The organism is Pradoshia sp. Z4_20 (assembly GCF_058216035.1).
This window is the reverse complement of record NZ_JBZAJD010000002.1, coordinates 96,180-115,786: the sequence shown is the minus strand read 5'-3', so window position 1 is coordinate 115,786 and position 19,607 is coordinate 96,180. Positions and strand designations below refer to the sequence as shown.

The 19,607-nt window shown below is 36.4% G+C and carries 23 protein-coding genes and 1 riboswitch; of the genes, 14 read left to right on the top strand and 9 right to left on the bottom strand.

The window, feature by feature from the left end; all coding sequences use genetic code 11:
- The first annotated feature begins 106 nt into the window (after positions 1–106).
- Entirely contained in the window at positions 107–616 is a 510-nt protein-coding gene (locus AC4BHP_RS06550) for an LURP-one-related family protein (protein ID WP_066102213.1), read from the top strand.
- A gap of 59 nt (positions 617–675) precedes the next feature.
- Here AC4BHP_RS06550 and AC4BHP_RS06545 read toward each other — a convergent pair whose 3' ends face one another.
- Positions 676–939 carry a hypothetical protein gene (locus AC4BHP_RS06545; RefSeq protein ID WP_066099872.1) on the bottom strand — a complete coding sequence of 88 codons (264 nt, stop codon included), beginning with the start codon at positions 937–939 and terminating at the stop codon, positions 676–678.
- Positions 940–1,711: 772 nt separating this feature from the next.
- Between AC4BHP_RS06545 and AC4BHP_RS06540 the strand changes: the two genes are divergently transcribed.
- On the top strand, positions 1,712–2,533 hold the full coding sequence (locus AC4BHP_RS06540) for an STAS domain-containing protein (protein WP_066099869.1): 822 nt from the start codon (positions 1,712–1,714) through the stop codon (positions 2,531–2,533).
- Positions 2,534–2,597: 64 nt separating this feature from the next.
- On the opposite strand, the gene zupT is transcribed toward AC4BHP_RS06540, so the two are convergent.
- On the bottom strand, positions 2,598–3,407 hold the full coding sequence (gene zupT, locus AC4BHP_RS06535) for a zinc transporter ZupT (RefSeq protein ID WP_066099864.1): 810 nt from the start codon (positions 3,405–3,407) through the stop codon (positions 2,598–2,600).
- A 207-nt stretch (positions 3,408–3,614) separates the two neighbouring features.
- On the opposite strand from zupT, the gene AC4BHP_RS06530 reads away from it, so the two are divergent.
- Positions 3,615–4,097, top strand: coding sequence for a GNAT family N-acetyltransferase (locus AC4BHP_RS06530; protein WP_490551757.1), 483 nt, complete (start codon positions 3,615–3,617; stop codon positions 4,095–4,097).
- Between the two features lie 25 nt (positions 4,098–4,122).
- Positions 4,123–4,665, top strand: a complete 543-nt coding sequence (locus tag AC4BHP_RS06525) for a GNAT family N-acetyltransferase (protein WP_066099858.1) — start codon at positions 4,123–4,125, stop codon at positions 4,663–4,665.
- A gap of 108 nt (positions 4,666–4,773) precedes the next feature.
- On the opposite strand, the gene AC4BHP_RS06520 is transcribed toward AC4BHP_RS06525, so the two are convergent.
- The 4 genes from AC4BHP_RS06520 to AC4BHP_RS06505 form a co-directional block, all read right to left on the bottom strand.
- Positions 4,774–5,250 carry a MerR family transcriptional regulator gene (locus AC4BHP_RS06520; RefSeq protein ID WP_066099855.1) on the bottom strand — a complete coding sequence of 159 codons (477 nt, stop codon included), beginning with the start codon at positions 5,248–5,250 and terminating at the stop codon, positions 4,774–4,776.
- A gap of 21 nt (positions 5,251–5,271) precedes the next feature.
- Complete coding sequence (locus tag AC4BHP_RS06515) at positions 5,272–6,309, bottom strand: MerR family transcriptional regulator (RefSeq protein WP_066099853.1); 1,038 nt, start codon at positions 6,307–6,309, stop codon at positions 5,272–5,274.
- A 360-nt stretch (positions 6,310–6,669) separates the two neighbouring features.
- The gene (locus AC4BHP_RS06510; RefSeq protein WP_139891144.1) at positions 6,670–6,894 is read right to left on the bottom strand and encodes a hypothetical protein; all 225 of its coding nucleotides are present in this window, start codon (positions 6,892–6,894) and stop codon (positions 6,670–6,672) included.
- A 430-nt stretch (positions 6,895–7,324) separates the two neighbouring features.
- On the bottom strand, positions 7,325–7,759 hold the full coding sequence (locus tag AC4BHP_RS06505) for an LptM family lipoprotein (protein ID WP_066099846.1): 435 nt from the start codon (positions 7,757–7,759) through the stop codon (positions 7,325–7,327).
- Positions 7,760–8,299: 540 nt separating this feature from the next.
- On the opposite strand from AC4BHP_RS06505, the gene AC4BHP_RS06500 reads away from it, so the two are divergent.
- The 4 genes from AC4BHP_RS06500 to AC4BHP_RS06485 all read left to right on the top strand — a co-directional run bounded on the left by AC4BHP_RS06500 (position 8,300) and on the right by AC4BHP_RS06485 (position 10,939).
- Positions 8,300–9,049, top strand: coding sequence for an aminoglycoside phosphotransferase family protein (locus AC4BHP_RS06500; RefSeq protein WP_490551756.1), 750 nt, complete (start codon positions 8,300–8,302; stop codon positions 9,047–9,049).
- Between the two features lie 144 nt (positions 9,050–9,193).
- On the top strand, positions 9,194–9,664 hold the full coding sequence (locus AC4BHP_RS06495; protein WP_140461341.1) for a hypothetical protein: 471 nt from the start codon (positions 9,194–9,196) through the stop codon (positions 9,662–9,664).
- 246 nt (positions 9,665–9,910) lie between these two features.
- On the top strand, positions 9,911–10,630 hold the full coding sequence (locus AC4BHP_RS06490) for a YebC/PmpR family DNA-binding transcriptional regulator (RefSeq protein WP_066099835.1): 720 nt from the start codon (positions 9,911–9,913) through the stop codon (positions 10,628–10,630).
- Positions 10,631–10,738: 108 nt separating this feature from the next.
- Positions 10,739–10,939 carry a ChaB family protein gene (locus AC4BHP_RS06485; protein ID WP_066102205.1) on the top strand — a complete coding sequence of 67 codons (201 nt, stop codon included), beginning with the start codon at positions 10,739–10,741 and terminating at the stop codon, positions 10,937–10,939.
- Between the two features lie 28 nt (positions 10,940–10,967).
- Here AC4BHP_RS06485 and AC4BHP_RS06480 read toward each other — a convergent pair whose 3' ends face one another.
- The 3 genes from AC4BHP_RS06480 to AC4BHP_RS06470 form a co-directional block, all read right to left on the bottom strand.
- On the bottom strand, positions 10,968–11,276 hold the full coding sequence (locus AC4BHP_RS06480) for a hypothetical protein (protein WP_066099832.1): 309 nt from the start codon (positions 11,274–11,276) through the stop codon (positions 10,968–10,970).
- A gap of 182 nt (positions 11,277–11,458) precedes the next feature.
- Entirely contained in the window at positions 11,459–12,235 is a 777-nt protein-coding gene (locus tag AC4BHP_RS06475) for a C40 family peptidase (protein WP_066099829.1), read from the bottom strand.
- Between the two features lie 145 nt (positions 12,236–12,380).
- Complete coding sequence (locus AC4BHP_RS06470) at positions 12,381–12,647, bottom strand: acylphosphatase (RefSeq protein WP_066099827.1); 267 nt, start codon at positions 12,645–12,647, stop codon at positions 12,381–12,383.
- 261 nt (positions 12,648–12,908) lie between these two features.
- Between AC4BHP_RS06470 and AC4BHP_RS06465 the strand changes: the two genes are divergently transcribed.
- From AC4BHP_RS06465 to AC4BHP_RS06440, 6 genes are all read left to right on the top strand, one after another.
- Complete coding sequence (locus tag AC4BHP_RS06465; protein ID WP_490551755.1) at positions 12,909–13,451, top strand: histidine phosphatase family protein; 543 nt, start codon at positions 12,909–12,911, stop codon at positions 13,449–13,451.
- Positions 13,452–13,581: 130 nt separating this feature from the next.
- Positions 13,582–14,649: an undecaprenyldiphospho-muramoylpentapeptide beta-N-acetylglucosaminyltransferase gene (gene murG / locus AC4BHP_RS06460; protein WP_066099816.1), complete on the top strand. Its 1,068-nt coding sequence runs from the start codon at positions 13,582–13,584 to the stop codon at positions 14,647–14,649.
- Positions 14,650–14,743: 94 nt separating this feature from the next.
- Positions 14,744–16,240 (top strand): amidase, encoded by a 1,497-nt coding sequence (locus AC4BHP_RS06455; RefSeq protein WP_066099812.1) that lies wholly within the window; start codon positions 14,744–14,746, stop codon positions 16,238–16,240.
- A 144-nt stretch (positions 16,241–16,384) separates the two neighbouring features.
- A riboswitch (cobalamin riboswitch) is annotated at positions 16,385–16,564 on the top strand.
- A 192-nt stretch (positions 16,565–16,756) separates the two neighbouring features.
- Positions 16,757–17,728, top strand: coding sequence for an ABC transporter substrate-binding protein (locus AC4BHP_RS06450; RefSeq protein WP_490551754.1), 972 nt, complete (start codon positions 16,757–16,759; stop codon positions 17,726–17,728).
- Position 17,729: 1 nt separating this feature from the next.
- Positions 17,730–18,761, top strand: coding sequence for a FecCD family ABC transporter permease (locus tag AC4BHP_RS06445; protein ID WP_181161991.1), 1,032 nt, complete (start codon positions 17,730–17,732; stop codon positions 18,759–18,761).
- Position 18,762: 1 nt separating this feature from the next.
- Complete coding sequence (locus AC4BHP_RS06440; protein ID WP_066099802.1) at positions 18,763–19,560, top strand: ABC transporter ATP-binding protein; 798 nt, start codon at positions 18,763–18,765, stop codon at positions 19,558–19,560.
- Positions 19,561–19,607 lie beyond the last annotated feature (47 nt).

Here is a 19,607-nt window from a genome sequence, read left to right as displayed (position 1 = left end):
AAAGGTAGACAAACTTCAGTGGCAATATATATTTTAAGGCAGGAATACGGTTTTAGATGTAGAAATGTTAATGAAGAGGGAATTAAGAATGTCAGGGAGTGGCAATATGGATTATAAGAATTTATACTTTACAGATAGTTTTTTTTCATCTGGCCAAAAAGATATTTATACAAGGGATGAACACATTGTTGGTAAATTAGATTTAAAAAGTGCCTTTACTTCCACAATCGATGTTTTAGATTTGAAGGGAAATATTTTGATTAGCGGCAAATTCCCGCTTTTCAGCAACAGGTGGATCGTTACAAATCAAGAGGGGGATGAACTTGGCTTCGTACGTGCAAGATTTAGCTTTTTTGCCAAAAAATACGAGTACACAGCTCATAACCGGGGAGTATTCCGTATTGATTCAGAAACCTTTTCCAAAAGATATGAAATCCTCAGTGAAAAAGGAAAGCAAGTTGGCCGATTTAGAAAAGTCAACTCCATCTTATCAAGTCCTGCCTATGAATTATCTAAAACTTCCAATGAAATCGAAATAGGTGAAATGATAGCTGTTGTCATGGGTGTAAATGCTATTCAAAAAAGGAGTCATTCGGCTGCGAACAGTACCGTATAAACGAGAGATTACTCTTTAAAACTTTAATTGATAGAACTAAAAGAGTAAATAGAGGTGACTTAGCCAGAATGATTGAACGCGATAATAATTGAAGTGCCTCCAATAAGTAATTGAACAATAAAGTTGAAGGCACCATGATAGGTTTTTAATATATCTAATTGGATAATCTTAATAAGTGTTATCATGGTAATAATGGGACAGACAAAATAAGCGAGCTGGGAAAAAGAAAATGTCCAATCCTGAAGTAAGGACTCTGTTAATAAGGGTAAAAGGATAAATAAGTTCATAGCTGTGACTCCATATAAGGATTTTATCGTTATCATCCTTAACCTCCGTTAAAAATTTTCATAATCCATATTAGTATATAATTGAATTTACAAAAAAGTAGTAGAAATTAAGAGTAACAATTTTTAATCAAACAAATGCTATGAGACTAAAATGAACTCTGTAAGCGAGATTATATGGGTTCATTCTAGTTTTTTTTATGTTCTTCTAAGTGACCAACGATTCGTTCCAGAATACTAACCCTTCATGACTTTTCTTTTTTAAAGGCTGTTTTCGTGATGGTTATACCAAATGGGGGTTGATATATTAAGCTTAAAGAGGGAATAACGATATTTTTTATAGTAGACTGAAGATCCGTTAGTATATTTAAGTTGTTGCAACTCAATATTTGATAACTGCCTCAATTGGTTTCGCTGGCTTAAATTAGGAAAGAGTTTAGGTGTGGAAAACACGTATAGACACAACTACATACAAGCTCAAAAATGTCAAAGATCCCCAATATCTTTTATACATTGAATCCCCCATCTAATTAAAATACTACAAGTATTTATATCACATTTCTCTTCGTATTTATTGGATTTTTTTCACTTTATTTTCCTCTAATTTGGGTTTTCGCACTCAACCTTTGACTACTAACAACAAACTATACGAAAAGCCTTTATAAAGGGTAAAATCCTTTGTAGCTTTTCTGTCATACGAATTAATAAGATGACCTATTAAATACTTTAGAAAGGAAGAGTTAATATTTTACGATTTTTGAAGTGTCTGATAAAATTTATGTAGCCAGACGACTATAATAGGAGGGGTAGAATGGATACAACCTTGGATAAAGCTGCCATGATCAAAGAATATATCGTGGAAAATCGCCAGTCCTTTAGTGATATGTTATTATCTGAAGCAGTAAATGTCAGGCGGAAAATAGAAGAAATCTTACTGATTGGCAATATTGATTTGATAAATAACGCCCATAAACTGGTTATATACGTTCTTGACCAGGAGAAGAAAGAAGTTATTGATTTTGCTAAGCAAGAAGGCATAGCTTGGGCTACTCATTCCCTTACTTTGAATTTTAAATTGGAATGGGTACAGGCAATAAGAAGAACGATGTGGGCATTTATCAATCAATTTGTTCAACAATCAGAAGAATCTTTTAATATGGAAGATTTTTTTATTATGGAAAAACAAATTAACAATCAAATTGATAGTTTCTTGAATACTTTCTTTATCAGCTATTCGAATTATAAAGATATATTAATTGAAAAGCAGACTAAAATGGTTGAAAATTTATCCGTCCCGATTATACCGATCACACCGACGATTTGTATCTTACCACTAATCGGTGTATGGGATGATAATAGGTCCAAAATTATAGAAAAGAAAGCGTTACAGGCAGTTGGAGAACACCATATCCAAACCTTAATTATTGATTTATCCGGTATAGCTGAGATGGATCCTGATGTTATTGATCAACTAATGAAGTTAATTGAGGGTACTTCAATGATGGGGTGTGAATCCATTATCACAGGACTTCGCCCCGATATTGTACAGCAAATTATCCATATGGGGATTAATTTTGAAAACAAAGCTACTACAATGGGCAGTCTTCAACAAGCTATCAAAAGATTTCTTTAAAACTTTTAAGTAAAAGAAAAGTAGGCCCTGAAAATTCAGGACCTACTTTTTTTGAAATAGCTGGTTAAATAAATAATAATAAACTGATTGCCATTAACGCCATCCCTGCTATCAACCCATAAATGGCATGGTGACCTTCATCATACTTTTTAGCTGCAGGTAATAATTCATCCAACGAGATGAATACCATAATCCCCGCAACCGCCGAAAAGATAATTCCAAACAACATATCAGTTAAGAATGGCATTAACAGTAAGTAAGCTACTAGAGCACCGACTGGCTCTGCCAATCCGGAGAGAAATGAAAGTTTAAAGGCTTTTCGTTTGTCCCCGGTCGCAAAATAGATAGGCACGGCAACCGCTATCCCCTCGGGAATATTGTGAATAGCGATGGCGACTGCAATAGCAATTCCTAAGCCAGGATCCTGTATTGCTGATGTAAATGTAGCGATACCTTCCGGGAAATTGTGAATACCAATTGCCAAAGCGGTAAACACACCCATTTTCATAAGCTCATCACTATGAATTTCACTTCGCGGCTTATTCATGTCCTCCACTTTTTTTGGTTCATGAGGATTCCCTTGCTTTGGGATAAAACGGTCAATTAAGGCGATAAGTAAGATACCGCCAAAAAAACCAACCACAGTCATTGTATAGCCCTTTTCATAGCCTAAAGCACTGACAAGAGAATCTTTTGCCTTAACAAAAATTTCAACCATTGAAACATAAATCATGACGCCGGCAGAAAAGCCAAGGGAAACGGATAAAAATACTTTATTGGTACGAGATGTTAACAGAGCAATCAAGCTCCCGATTCCTGTTGCTAAACCAGCCATGAGTGTTAATGCAAAGGCAAATAAAATAGTTTGATCCATTATGAAAACCTCTCTAACCTTATAACTTAAACATAGTGTACCTTTTTGAATCAAGTAAAATCAAAATATAACTCTATAGATTATAATTCTATACTCTAATTAATATGTTCGTCAAAAGTATATTGTTCATAAAAAATTGAATCTTTAAAATAAATTAGGTATTATAAATTATTACTTCTATTTTGAAAAATATGGAGGATGAAACATTTGGATACTTCTAAAATTACATTAGCTAGTTATTCCGACGAATATATAGAAGGTATAAGAGATTATAAGCTACCCCCTGAACAATATCTATTTACATCATATCCGCTCGAAGCATTAGAACAAGTATATCAGGGTTGTGATAAGTTTCCAGTGTTGATTCTTAATAACGGAAAGGCAGTCGGCTTTTTCTGTTTATACAGTGGCAAAAGGGTGGCTGAAGTGACGACAAACAATAGAGCACTGTTATTAACCAGTTTTTCAGTTAATTATAAATACCAAAAGAGAGGGTTTGCCAAACAAGCATTATACTCCATCTCCAACTTTATCAAAAATCATTTTGAGGAAATTGATGAAGTTGTTCTGCTAGTGAATATGAAAAATATCCCTGCTCAATCTTTATACATAAACTGCGGCTTTAAGGATATGGGGGAGAGGAGAATGGGGAAAAGAGGAGAACAAATGGTTTTGCATTTGAAGATTTAAGGGGATAAGAAATGGAGGAGTTAAAATGGATTTTGTAGAATTAGAAACTAAGCGTTTACAATTAGTAAGATTAAATACCTCTCATCTAAACCAGTATTTTACGATCATGTCTAAACAAGAAGTAATGGAGTATTATGGGATGGAGCCTTTGACCAAAAAGGAAGATGCTGCTTTAATTTTTGCAACTCTGGATAGAGGGCTGGCACTTGGGCAATCCATAAGGTGGGGTATTACTTTAAAGGAATCTGGTCAGTTAATTGGTACAGTTGGCTTAAATAATCTTAGTTTAAAAAGCAAACGTGCCGAGATTGGGTATGAGATTCATCCGGATTTTTGGCGGTTAGGATATGCAACAGAAGCTATTATATCAGTAGTAAACTATTCCTTTCATCAACTTGATTTATTCCGGATAGGGGCTATTACGTATCCGGCTAATACTTCATCTAATCATTTGTTGCTGAAAATGGGTTTTACATTAGAAGGGACACTTCGAGGATATTTATATCAGAGAAATCAATCACATGATGCTTATGTATTTTCAATTACGAAACCGGAATGGAAACACTGATAAATACTCCGCTGTATTATTTTTCGGCGGTTGGACGTATACAGACATTAATAAAGCAAATAACGGAACTTATTGAAAAAGTCCCGTTATACTTCTAAGTTAATATCCTTATAACCCAAACATGATTTGTGTTATTTTCCGTTTCCTTTTTCGCCTGGATTTTATTGTATCAAGTGCAATCGGCTTAGAAATAGCGGGAGGTTTTTTTGTTCCGCTTAATTGGGTCTCAAGATGATCCATTCGAGTTGTTAGTTCATTTACGATTGACAGTAAATCCTCAAGTTCATTTCGATGTTGGAGTAGCTGGATGGACGCAACACCATCCGCTTTTTTATACAGTTTTAATTCAAGTTCATTAACTTTTAGTTTTAGTTTCTCTACCTCTTCGTTATTTGGATGAGAGAGCATTTGAACGGATTGAATTTGATCTTGATTATGATAGTGTTCCAATTGGCTGAATTCTTCCTTTGTAAAGATAAAGTGCCCTTTAGAATTTCTGGCAGGTTCAATAGATAGGTGTTTAACCCAACGTTTAACTGTACTCGATGAAACTCCTAAGATTTTAGCTACTTCGTTTGTATTCATTTTTAATACCACCTTTAGATTTTACTTCTTGCGTCGAAAACTCCACCATTTCTTTTCTGCTGGAACCATATCCTTTTCCTTTAAAGTCTGTTTATCTTGCTTATTTTTTTCTGTTTTGACTTTTCCTTTTTCCTTTGTTTTATTCTTTTTAACGTCTTTAAATTTCACTGTTTTTGGTTTTTCTATTTCTTTTGTAGGTGCCGCATCTCGGAAGCTCATGACCATTTGTTTAAAAGCTTCCTCTCGTTGACGGATGTCATTTCGATACTGGTCTAATTCATTATTCATCGTTTCGAAATACTGCTCGCGATCCTGATACATGGCCTCTGTTACACTTTTAATTTCTTGTTGTGTTTCAGTTACGGACGCAGAGAGGTCTGCAAGTAAGTCACGATAACCATCTGCGGCCGCTTCGGATATCCGTTTGGAAAACGATTCAAAGGCTCCCTCTGAAGACCTCGCAATGGTGGTCGTTAGTGCTCCGAATGTTTCGGATGTACGCTCTGATGCTTTTGAAACATTTAGAGAAAGTTTTCGTAACTCTCCGTTTGTTTTTATATTGGATCGTTGAATCGTTTTCGATAGGCCTTTAATCGTATCAATTGAACCTTGTGAAATTTCTTTTTTTACCTCTTCAATCATAAGGTTCCGATTATTTCGTAACTCTGCTGACATTTCTTTCATTAAATTATTCTTATAATCATCCATGGCTACCAAGAAATCCTCCATCCTTGGTTCAGCTGGTTTTTCTACAACAGCCAAAGAGGTTCCGGAATCTTCAGAAGGGGGTTCTGAAACAGGCTGTTTTTCTTGAGTTAAATGTTTTTGTAGCATGTCCTTAATAATTTCCTTACTAAGATTTTTATCACGCATTTCCTTTATTCTTTTTAAAATTGAAATTTCAACTTCAGTATAAAAACGGGCTCCCTGTTTAGAACGCGGAATAATTAATACGCCATTTAAGTCCTTTTCCCATTGGCGGATTGTTCCTGCAGGTACATTTATTCTCCGTGAAACTTCTTTAATGGAATATGCTCGTAAGATTTGATTATCTTTCATAATTAACAATCCTTTCCCTTTGTCGTTTAGGTATATTTGTATCTTTCTAATACATGTATTCTTCACAGGCAATATACTTTTCCTGCTGCATGACAAAAGCTATCAAAACAAGTTGTATTTCTTCAGAGTCCTTGTTTTTATGTTCATTTCGGGAGGTTTACCTATCTAAAAACAGAGAATGCTGGGAAGGATTCATAATACGGACGAGGCATGGCAATTATATGCACGATAAAGGGGGAAACAGGATAGGTTGAAATATTTTGCGGTAGAAAAAAGTGAAGTTTGTAGCTTAACAGTAAAAAGGTGTAGGACAAAAAAAGCAAATAAAAAAACCCTCAGCAAGTACCTGAGGGCCAAACATTAAGAATGTTCTTTTACAAAGTTATAAACAGAATATCCTAGCATTGCCATTCCGATAAAGAAGACAAACCCGCCTAACAAAACTCCGTTGGAAATACTCTCAAGAACGGTTGTGTTGGAGTATACCTCAATACCATTTGGCTGTATGCTTCCGGAAACTTTAAAATGTCCTATAACAGCAAAAATAATGGAAAGTATAAATAACCCGTATGTTTTTAATTTCATTTGAACCCCACCCTTTGTAGGAATAGTAAAAAAATTTAAATTGTTACAATTATCGTAACAGATTGTGTATATTTTGTGAACAAATAATGCTTAATTATTTTTTTGTTAAGAGATCCTTAATTACGCAGGGCTGATTTCCAGGAATTAATTGTTTGTTGAGCATAAAATTTACGGAAGTAAAAAGGTGAAAAATGAATCATTTAGATTTTGTTATTAGCAATCGGTGCAGTGATGTATTTAGTTTGCGAAAGTAAAACCCAAAGAATCTTATATAGTAGCGAAAGTTGGCGTTGCTAATTTAGAGGGGATACTTCCTTTGAAAAGGTATTCAAATTAATGAAATCAAAAAAGATGTTCATGAGAAAAGGCCAGAGGGCATTTGGCCTCTGACCTGTTTTTTTCATGGGCTTTCAATTTATGCTAAGATGATTTACTGTCTTTCCAATTTGATAGTAGTAGTTGTTCCCATAGCTGATGCTTCATAGGAAATCACACCATCTTTATAAGTGAAATCTTTAGTGTCAGCACCAGATGCTAACAAGGCACTGTCAGTTTTTTCTTTATCATTTTTAGATGTCCATTCATATTCATTAGTGGATTTAGTTGGCGCTTCATATGTGCCAGACCAGTACAATGATTTTGTTTCCCCTTTATCACTGATCCAGTTGATTTCAATTGTGCCATCTGCAATAGTGGCTTCCTGCCAAGCTTCATCAGAATTGCTATTAATTTGAACCCATGTACCTGAAAGATCTAGTGGTTTAGCAGGTGTATATCCCTCCTGTTTACTACTAGATGAACCGCCACATGCAACTAACCCCGTGCACATTACAAGTGCAAGTATTATGAAAAAAAATTTCTTCATGTTTTTTTTCCTTTCTCACGTAAGATACCTATTTTTGTAATTACATTTTAATGAACATCAGGGAAGAAAGAAATAGTTTTATGCCTTTTGGTAATAAGTTACATTTTCTTGATGACTGCGCTAAGGCAAAGAGAATTCGAATACTTACGGATTAGGCCAAAGAAACTTCCGAATGTCCCTATTGCCAGAATGAATGTATAAATAAAACACAGGAAATGTTTAAATTTATCAGTTAACCACCATAACATTCCGCATTATCTAATAATATGACTGGAGGGGAATAGCTCTATTTGATTGATGAACCTCAGGAAATATAGATAGGATGCAATTATAAGAAGTTAATTGCAATCTTTATTTTTGTATAAATTCATCCTTAAATGAGGCTCTTTTGTTGATAAGCGGCATTAAACGTACTATAGAAAGAGGAATTACACAGTATTTGTTGAAATATAAAGAAGTAATCAGGCAATATATATATTATTTTTTAGAGTAATGTCTACAGTGGAAGCTACATGAGTATGAATCAAGGGGAGATATTCAATGGAATTAGCCGCTCCATTCGCGATGGGGAATACAGCAAATATATATCTTTGGGATAATAAGATTATCAAAGTATTTAAAGAGTATTTACCAGCGACGGAAGCAAGGTATGAAGCTAATAAGCAAAAGCTAGTTTTCTCTTTGGGACTTTCTGTTCCAGAAATAGTGGATGTGACAGTAATAGATGGAAAACAAGCAATCATAATGGAGTACATTAAGGGCAGAACATTTGGCAGTATCGTATCTGAAAACATGAGTAAAGCTGAATATTACATGAGTATGTCGATTGATATACAGCAGGAAATACATTCGGTTATTGCTGATTCTCTTGAACTCATGACAGATAAATTAATACGCCAAATTGAGCAGGCAGCAGTTTTAAAAAGAAAACATAAGGATATTTTGATACAAAAAATGAATGAAATGTCATATGAAAAGCGACTTTGCCATGGTGATTTCCATTTATTTAATTTAATCGATTCGGACAATAAAGTAACGATTATTGATTGGGTAGATAGCAGCTTAGGAGATATTCGTGCTGATGTATGTCGGACGTATCTTTTGTATTCAGAAGTTTCAATGGAGTTGGCCGAAATGTATTTGCATCTGTATTACGTGAGAAGCGGGTTATCAGAAAAGGATGTTTTGCAGTGGATCCCAATTATTGCTGGAGCAAGACTAGCAGAGCATGTTTCCAAGGGAAAATCTAAACATCTACTGGAAATTGTTCATCAGCAATGTCCGCTATAGGAAGAGATTTATTAAGATAACCTTATGCGTTAGATGGATTTTAATTTACATAATATAATTATGGTTTTGTACTTATATAAAAGCAGACCGTTTAAAAATATAAAAAACTCATCTTAGAGGGTAAGAGAATGGAGGAACCAGTCGATGAGAAACTTTTTTATGGGGATGTTAATTTTCGTTTTACTTCTGATTACAGGTTGTTCAAATAATACAGGTAAAGAAAATGAAGCTAATGCTAATGAATTTCCTCCACATATGAAGGGAGAAGTAATAATTAATGGGATAGAGTATCAGCTGGAAAAAGGAAATTATAAATGGAAAAGGATTAACGGAGAAGAAGAAGAAATGGTGGAAACAGATCACGCCTCTCCTTATCGGATGGCGGACAGCATAGAATCAATTAAGGTTAAATCTAATCAAAAAGCCACTATCCAAATTGACGATAACCCAGATATTAAAATTTATTTATGGAATGAAAAGGGCAGAGGACAAGAAATCGAACATAAAAATAAACAGTTTTATATTCCTGCAAGTAAAGGCCGTTATATATATGAAGTATTAGCTGAATGGAATGATGGAACGATATCTTATACATTTGTGTTAGATATTGAGTAGCATTAATAAGATTAATTAAAGGGTTTCTTTACTGAGTGAATCGCTCCCTGATATTAAATTTAAAATCTCTATTCCTTCATTATCTTAACCATTAAATGTATAATATATGAGGTATAATAGTAAAGTTGCTTCATTTATACATAGAAACTTGGAGAAACCTAGGGATTGTAACAAAAAGTATTGAAGTAAAAGCTTATTCGTATTACTATTTTTAAGTAGATATATAGTGGAAAGAGAGTGTTCATAATGGGACGTAAATGGAATAACATTAAAGAGAAAAAGGCTTCTAAGGATGCTAATACCAGTCGTATTTATGCCAAATTTGGACGTGAAATATACGTAGCTGCAAAACAGGGTGAACCAAGCCCCGAATCTAACCAAGCATTAAAAATGGTACTTGAACGTGCAAAAACATACAGTGTACCAAAAGCAATTATTGATCGTGCGATTGAGAAAGCTAAAGGCGGAGCAGAAGAAAACTATGATGAGCTTCGTTATGAAGGTTTTGGGCCAAATGGTTCCATGGTGATTGTGGATGCATTAACGAATAATGTTAATCGTACAGCTTCAGAAGTCCGTGCAGCGTTTGGTAAGAATGGCGGGAATATGGGTGTCAGCGGATCTGTTGCCTATATGTTTGATGCTACAGCAGTTTTTGGTATTGAAGGGAAAACATCTGATGAAGTGCTTGAATTGCTAATGGAAGCAGATATAGATGTTCGTGATATCCTGGAAGAAGATGAGGCGGTTATCATCTATGCAGAACCGCATCAATTCCATGCTGTTCAAGAAGCATTGAAAAATGTGGGAATTACAGAATTCACTGTGGCAGAGCTTACCATGCTTGCTCAAAATGATGTAACATTGGATCCAGATGCACAGGCGCAATTTGAAAAAATGATTGATGCAATTGAAGATTTAGAGGATGTTCAGCAAGTTTATCATAATGTTGATCTTGGTGAATAATTTTATTTAATGTCTCTCCGGGGTATTCCTTTGGAGAGACTTTTTGTTTAAAGAAGGGGGATACAAGGTAATAAAATGTTAAAACATTTATTACTGGAGGTTTATCATATGCCCTACAAATCTGTTAGTGAACTCCCAGATTCCGTAAAGGACTCGTTACCGCATCATGCTCAGGAAATATTTAAAGAAGCCTTTAATTCGGCAAGAGAAGAATATGATGAAGAAGAAACAGCTTTTAAAGTAGCCTGGAGTGCGGTGAAAAATAAATACAAGAAAAACGATGATGGCGAATGGGTAGAAAAAGAATAGGCTAATTTAAGAGGAATACTCCTTTCGATTATGGAGTATTCCTTGTTTTTTCATAAAGAATTTTTAAATCATAAAATTTAGGGTGATTTAATAAATGAAGATTATCTGATAAGAGAATTTCTTTTAGGGCATCTTCCTTTGAAATGGGGTAGCCAATGCTTTCTTGTTCAATCCATTGCCTTTGTTCAATAATCAGATAGCTGCCATCTTCCAAGCATGATATTCCTTTATGATAGGATAAGCCATCATTTAGTTGCTCCCAGTAATCTCGTTCAGTTTCTCCTTGAATGGATGCAAATAGTATATGTAATGGGTCATTTCCAAATACTTTAGCCATCTGACAATCTCCTTACATAACCGATTTAAGAATATGATGTCCGAATGATATTCAGCTATACGGCTAATTCCTAATTGTATAAATTTAGATAAATCCTCAAATAATGAAATCATAATTCAGAAGAAAAAATAAAAAATCGGCAAGCAATAGTAGCTTACCGATTTTGATTGATAAAGATATGCTTATAGGCTTCTTGCACCTAAGTATTTTGGTTTCCAATAGGATGATGTCATATCAGCCTGTACAACACCGCTGGAGCCAGCGTGGATGAATTTATTGTTTCCAACATAGATTCCCATATGAGAAGCACCGGAAGTATATGTTTCAAAGAATACAAAGTCACCTACAGAAGGTGTGTTTACTTTCTTCATAGTAGAGAAGTAAGTTGCTGTGTTAGTACGTGTAAAGCTTGGGCGTTCTTGTTTAACGATATAGTAAATGAACCCGCTGCAATCGAATCCTGATGGTGTTGTTCCACCCCATTTATAAGGAGTGCCAATTAAACTTTTTGCCGTAGCAACCATGCGCTCAGCTTCTGATTTTGTAACCGTACTGCCTGAAGTGGTACCAGTTGAAGTAGTTGATTTGCTTACAACCAATACTTGTCCAACATAAATGGTGTCGCTTTTTAAATTATTCCAAGATTTTAAGTTTGCAACAGTTGTATTATAGGTATTTGCAATTTTCCATAAAGAATCACCGGATTTTACTGTATATTTCTTTGTAGAAGTGCTTGCAGTCGTATTTTCACCAATATTAAGTGTTTGACCTATGTAAATAGTATCAGACGTTAGGTTGTTTTCCTTTTTGATTGCAGACACAGTAGTATTATATTTAACTGCTAATTTCCATAAAGAATCACCTTTAGAAACTGTGACGGTAGCAGCAGAAGCAGCACCAGCAAAAATAGAAGACGCCAGGACAGCGGTAGCAGTAATAGATAAAACTTTATTCTTCATGTTGACCCCCACTAAACTTAGTAAAATTTTAAAGTACTAGCCTAGTGTAGTAGATTCGACAAAAAATTACTAGGTATGTTTCCTAAATGTAACAAAACAGAAAGTTTATTGTAATAAAAGTGAGTTTTCTGTGTTTTGGATAAGTTTACTTAATTGTAAAATTTTTATATTCAGTAGCGACCTGAGTGTTAACCTCTACATGGTTTATTCGACTATATTTTGGGCCTATTCTAATTTTGCCAAGAAAATGATCCAATGCTTCTTCTGTTCCTTGTGCAACAATTTCTACATCACCATTTACTAAATTACGCACCCACCCATGTATATCATAATCTTTTGCTGTAAGCAGAGTAAAATAGCGAAATCCTACACCTTGAACAATCCCAGAGACAATTATGTGATATTGCTTCATTATTTATCCTCCTATTCTGATATATAGATAGAATCCCAATATCTTTAATCCCAAGCATCTCAAATATTTAGAATTTACATGAGTGTACAAGACTAGGTGCTTCAGCACTACTTGTTTTAAGAATTCATATTTCTATATTTTAATGGTACTTATTTTTTATTTAACTATCAACAATAGGATGACGTACTAACCAAAGCTCTAATGGAATTCCTTATATGGTAGAATATAGTAAATAAAATTTATAGGGAGTAGGAGAGTGTCGTGTTGAAATACATATATTTAGTTCGACATTGTGAGGCTACCGGACAGGGTTCTGAATGTGATTTAACAGAAAAAGGGAAAATACGGGCGAGGGAACTAGCTGATTTTTTTAACTCTATTTCAATAGAGCGTATAGTCTGCAGTCCATATAAAAGGGCAATTGAGTCTTCTGAAGCAATTGCTGAAGAAAAGAATATACAGCTCGAATATGATGATCGTTTAAAGGAACGGATCTTATCTGGACATGATTTACCTGATTGGAAAAATAGATTATACCAATCGTTTTTGGAACGTGATGTTAAATTAGCCGGAGGAGAATCCAGCAATGAGGCTGCTAAAAGAGGTTTTACTGTAATAAAGGAGGCATTGGATAGCGAGAATCTCAATATATTAATCGTAACACATGGTAACTTACTGACTTTAATCCTAAATCATCTGGATGAATCCTTTGGTTACGAAACTTGGTTGGGTCTGACTAATCCGGATGTGTATTGTTTAAAGATAGATGAGGATCAAAGCAATATCACAAGGGTGTGGAAGTAAGTCACTGATGACATCTCCGTTTTTGATTAGCAAGGTGAATAGGAGAGAATAAAATTTAGATTTCATGTCTTAGCATACATATTAATGGTTACTTTCCATGACTCGTTTAAATTTGTCGGAGGTTTATAAAATGAAAAAAAGAATCATTTTAACAGGTGGGGGATCAACTGGGCATGTTGCTGTCAATTTGGCGCTCATTCCCTATTTGATTGAAAGGGATTGGGAGATTTACTATATAGGATCTAAAGAGGGAATTGAAGTCTCTTTGATAAAGGAGTTTGATCGTGTCACTTATTTTCCAATATCCACAGGTAAACTTCGCAGATATATGGATATAAAAAATGTAAAAGACCCTTTTAATATTTTGAAAGGCTTTATGCAATCAAGAAAGATTATTAAGCGATTACAGCCGTCCATAATCTTTTCAAAAGGTGGCTTTGTTTCCGTTCCTGTCATTCTTGCTGCGGCGAGTAGAAAAGTACCGATCATTTCGCATGAGTCAGACATTACACCAGGGTTGGCCAATAAGCTATCATTGCCTTTTGTTCAAAAAATTTGTTATACCTTTCCGGAGGCTAAAAATCATATTCCTGCAGAAAAGTCTTTTTTCTTAGGGCCCATCGTAAGAGATGAACTGCGTCAGGGTGACCCATCGATTGGAATGAAAATATGCCAATTTAATACAAGGAAACCTGGATTATTGATCATGGGAGGCAGTCAGGGTTCTGAAGCAGTGAATAAGGCTGTGCGTAAGGACTTGGATCGATTGCTCAAAACCTTTAATGTCATTCATTTATGCGGAAAAGGAAAGGTAGATTCCACCCTACATCGTGATGGATATGCTCAGTTTGAATATATTAACCAAGGCTTGGCAGATATATTGGCTATGACAGCTGTGGCTGTTTCAAGGGCCGGTTCAAATTCCATTTTTGAATTTTTAAGTTTAAAAATTCCAATGGTCTTAATCCCGTTATCAAGGAAAGCCAGCAGAGGCGATCAAATCATGAATGCTGAATCATTTAAAAAGCAGGGTTTTGCCTATGTTATTGAAGAGGATGAGCTTTCGTTAAACACGTTAGCTGATAAGGTAGAAACTATATTTAAAAACAAACAGATGATTATCGATAAAATGAACAATTTTGAGGAAGAAGATGGACTGGAACGCTTGTATGAATTGATTGATACCTATAAAATTTAATGTTGAAATGATAAGTATTATTCTATATACGAAAAAAGCATTAAAACAGAACACTAAACAGGATTTGTAGCCAAAAAGTAGGAGTGTCGGAGCAATGAATCTTAAATGTTATACCCAATATGATGGACTTGGGTTAGCGAAGCTTGTAAAGGAAAAACAAGTATCCGCAATAGAATTAATAGAGGACGCATTTGAACAAATAAATGAACTAAATCCTAAAACAAATGCAGTTGTTCGAACTAGATTCGAAAAGGCAATGATGGAAACTGGAAAGTCTGAATCTATATACGGACCTTTTGCAGGAGTACCTATCTTATTAAAAGACTTATCACAATCTATTAAAGGCGAACCGATTACAGCGGGTTCAAAATTACATGTAAATCGGATTGCTAAACGGGATTCTAATTTTGTGAAAAAAATTCGTGAGGCAGGATTTGTCATTATTGGACAGACGAGTTCTCCGGAGTTTGGTCTGAAAAATATTACTGAGCCAGCTGTATATGGAGCGACACGTAATCCATGGAACCTGCAGCATTCATCGGGTGGATCAAGCGGCGGAGCATCAGCCAGTATAACTTCAGGTATGGTCCCAATTAGCGGTGCCAGTGATGGCGGCGGCTCTATTCGTATACCGGCATCATTCACTGGATTAGTAGGCTTGAAGCCAACAAGGGGAAGGACACCCGTTGGTCCAGGTGTGGGCCGCCAATGGCATGGAGCTGCGGTAGATTTTGCCTTAACCAAAACGGTTCGTGATAGTGCAGCTATGCTGGATGCCTTGCAAATCATTCAGCCGGATACTGCCTTTCAGGTACCTTTATATAATGGGAGCTATTTGAAGGAGCTTTCGAATCCATTGAAAGAAAGGTTTAAAATTGCTTTTTCCACAAAGTCTCCGGTGGGAACACCCGTTAGTGAAGAAGCTGTAGAAGCGGTACATAAGACAGTCAAATGGCTGGAACAGGCAGGGTTCACCGTTGAAGAATGTGATAATGGGGTAGATGGAATCCGCCTTATGGAAAATTACTATATTATGAATAGCGGAGAAATGGCAGCAGATATACTGTCCATTGAGGAAGCCATTGGACGGCCGATTACCGTTAATGATATAGAGATAGTCACATGGGTACTCAGAACTGCCGGGCAGAATGTATCAGCTGTTCAATTTACACGCAGTTTAGCTGAATGGGATACGGCAGCTGCACAAATGGCCAGGTTCAATGAGGATTATGATTTGTATTTGACGCCGGCAACAGCTTTCTCAGCTCCAAAGGTGGGCGAATTGACGCATACGGATGAACAGAGCTTGCAGTTATTGAAAGTAAATGAACTAAAACCCTCTGAACAGTTAGCAATGGTCTATGAAATGTTTAAACCAAGTTTAACGTATACGCCTTTTACACAGTTGGCGAACATCATCGGACAGCCTGCGATTAGCTTGCCTGTTCATATGACAGATTCTGGCTTACCCCTTGGAGTGCAATTGATGGCTCCAAAGGGAAGGGAAGATTGGCTTCTTAAAATAGGAGCGTTGTTAGAGCAATCCGATATATGGGTTGGACAGAAAGGGAATCCATATATTGGATGGTGATAAAAGTGATAGATCGACTAGAAGATGCGTGTAATTCAGTTGGTCAATTAGAACAGTCATTTCACTTGTTTAAATTTATGTGAATTCCTATATATCAAAAATATCTTCCGTTTACATTTTCAACATGATATATTAATAGTACGAAAATTTAAAACAATCATAAGTGCTCACTTTTGTGAGGTAAAAGGGAATCCAGTGTAAATCTGGAACAGCCCCCGCTACTGTAAGAGCTGATGAAATCACGTGACCACCTTTAAAAGAGGGAAGGTGTGAGAGTAAAGTGAAGCTCAGAGTCAGGAAACCTGCTTATGAATGTGTATTGCTTACTTTTCGGTGGGAAAAGGGATGGCGAACGTAGAGATGATTGTGTCTTTGCGCTGATTTTGACAGCGTTTTTTTGTCTGTGCATGAATCAAGCCTGTTTTCCTTAATCGGGAAGACAGGCTTTTTTATGTTTAATATTTCAGCGTAAATTCGCTAAATATAAATAAATTTTGAAAAAGGGAGAATAGTGAGATGAAAAAGATTGCAAGCTTATCACTTTTGGTGTTCTTATCCGTTTTTGCATTGTTTGCATGCGGAAATGATGAGACAGTAAACAACCAGGAAAAAGAAACAAACCAGGAAACAAGTGAGTATCCGAAAACCTTAACAGACGGTCGTGGGGAAGAGGTGACCCTTAAAGAAAAACCTTCAAGGATTGTTTCGACCACATTGGCTATTGATGAATATTTATTGCCTTTGGTTGATGAGGAGCGGATTGCCGCGGTAACGAAAATGTCTACAGACTCAGGGATTTCGAATGTAGCAGATCTAACAGATGGAATTGATACAAAAATTGAATCAGTCACATCTGAATTGGTGCTGTCACTTCAGCCTGATTTAGTGCTGATTCCTTCCTATGTAGATCCTGAGGTTCTTAAACAAATTGATGCTGCAGACATCACCACCTACCAACTTAAAGATGATTCCTCTATATCAGGTGTATTGGATGGTCTAATGGAGGTTGGTACCATTGTTGGCGAGGAAGATAAAGCAGAAGAAATCATAGCTGATGTCAAAAAGAGGATGTCAGATTTACAAACGAAAGCAAAAGCACAAACAGATAAAAAACGAGTGGTTTACTGGACACAGCAAAATTCTTCAGTTACTGAGAATACTACAATAGGAGAAATCATCACCTTAGCAGGCGGGATAAATGCCATTACAGAAGCGGGCATTACCGGTGAAGAGTATCCTGATTATCCAAATCTTTCAAAGGAAAAATTAGTTGAGATAAATCCAGATGTGATTATTACAAGCGATTGGCAGTATGACGGTTCAAAAGCAACATTCGTCGAGGAATGGCAAAAGGATCCGGCACTTAAAAATCTTAAAGCCTTTAAGAATAATGAAGTGCATGTGATAGAAAGCGCAAATTTAACAACGGCTTCCCATTTTGTGATTGAGGGAGCAGAAGATATTTATCAAGTTTTATATGGAGAATAATATGGTTTGTAAACAGTCTAAACAGGTTCTTATTTTTGGAATCCTGATTTGTTCCTTGCTCGTATCGTTACTTTTAGCAACCATGTATGGCGGGGTCATCGTTCCATTTACGGAAACTGTGAAAGTATTACTCTCACTGCTTCCATTTATAGAGTTTGACTATAACCCAATGTATGAAACAATCCTTGTGCAGATTCGCCTGGGGCGGGTTGTTGTGGCTGGATTAGTCGGGGCAGCCTTGGCAATATCGGGAGTCGTGATGCAAAGTGTGTTTCGCAACCCGATGGCTGACCCCGGCATAATTGGTGTTTCATCAGGTGGAGCATTCGGAGGTGTACTGGCCATCTATTTTGGTTTGGCCGCGATCCATTCTCTTTTCGTCCCATTAATGGGCTTTATCCTGGCTGCATTGACTTTGTTTGCAATTTATATGATTGCGACCAATCAAGGAAGGACCTCAGTACTGACATTGCTGCTGACGGGTATTGCGATTAGTTCTTTTTTATCAGCCTGTACCTCTCTGCTAATCTCTTTTTCGAATGCAGGAGTGATGCAGCAGATTGTCCAATGGATGATGGGGAACTTAAACGGGCGTGATTGGAGTCATGTACAAATATTAACTGTTCCTGTTTTATTTTCGATTTGTGTCTTTTTGTACCATGCCAACGACTTAGATATCTTTCTGCTGGGTGAAGAGCAGGCCCAGAATATGGGGATTTCCGTTCAGCGCACCCGTAATCTATTGTTAATTACTGCTTCATTAGTAACTGGAATGAGTGTCTCATTAACGGGAGCCATCGGTTTTGTTGGTCTGATTGTCCCTCATATGATCCGTATGATCATTGGGCCCTCGCATCGAAATTTACTACTGGCTAGTGTCTTAGGGGGAGCGAGTTTCTTGATTCTTGCTGACTTAATATCCCGTTTGGCCATTAGGCCTGCTGAGATTCAAATCGGTATTATTACAGCTTTTTTTGGCGCTCCGTTTTTCCTTTATTTAATTTTAAAAAATAAAAAGAAGGGGGAAATCTGAGATGACAGCTATTTTGAATGCGGAGAAACTCAGCTTTAGCCGTGGCAAACAGGTGATTTTAAAAGCAATGGATATCTCTTTGGAAACTAACCAATTTACCTGCTTGATTGGTCCGAACGGTACCGGAAAATCTACTTTACTGCGCTTAATGGCAGGATTGCTAAAGCCACCTGCAGGGTCAATAGCCTTTAAGAATCATGCTCTCTCTGAGATGACTACTCTTGAAGTGGCCAAAGCAATCACCTATATGCCACAAAGCACGGTCCTTGACTATGAATTTACAGTGAGTCAGGTAGTACTTATGGGAAGGCATCCGCATCGGAAGAAATGGCAATTCTCACAAAAAGATGATAATCAATTGGCAGAGAAAGCGATGAAACAAACAGGAATTTATCATTTAAGAGACCGTTATATCACATCCCTTTCAGGAGGAGAACGTCAGCTTGTTTTCTTAGCTAAAGCCATCACTCAGAATTCTGAGGTTATTTTGTTGGATGAGCCAACTTCAGATCTGGATATTTATCATCAGGTCCAAATTGCCGAGGTCATCCGGGAGCTTGTAAAAGAGGGAAAGGCTGTCTTCGCGGCCATCCATGATATTAATTTAGCCACTCGCTATTGTGATCGACTCATACTTATGGGAAATGGAGAACTCGTTGCAGCAGGGGAACCCGAACAAGTCATTACGGATCTTAACTTGATGCGTATTTTTAAAACTCATACGTATACATACAATGATTCCTATTTTGGAAAAAGGCAGATGATTCCTTATGCCATAGATATAAAAGGGGAGGCATGAAGAATTCATGTGCGATGGCCTTCTATGTGAAGGCGTCGCGGAGTTAC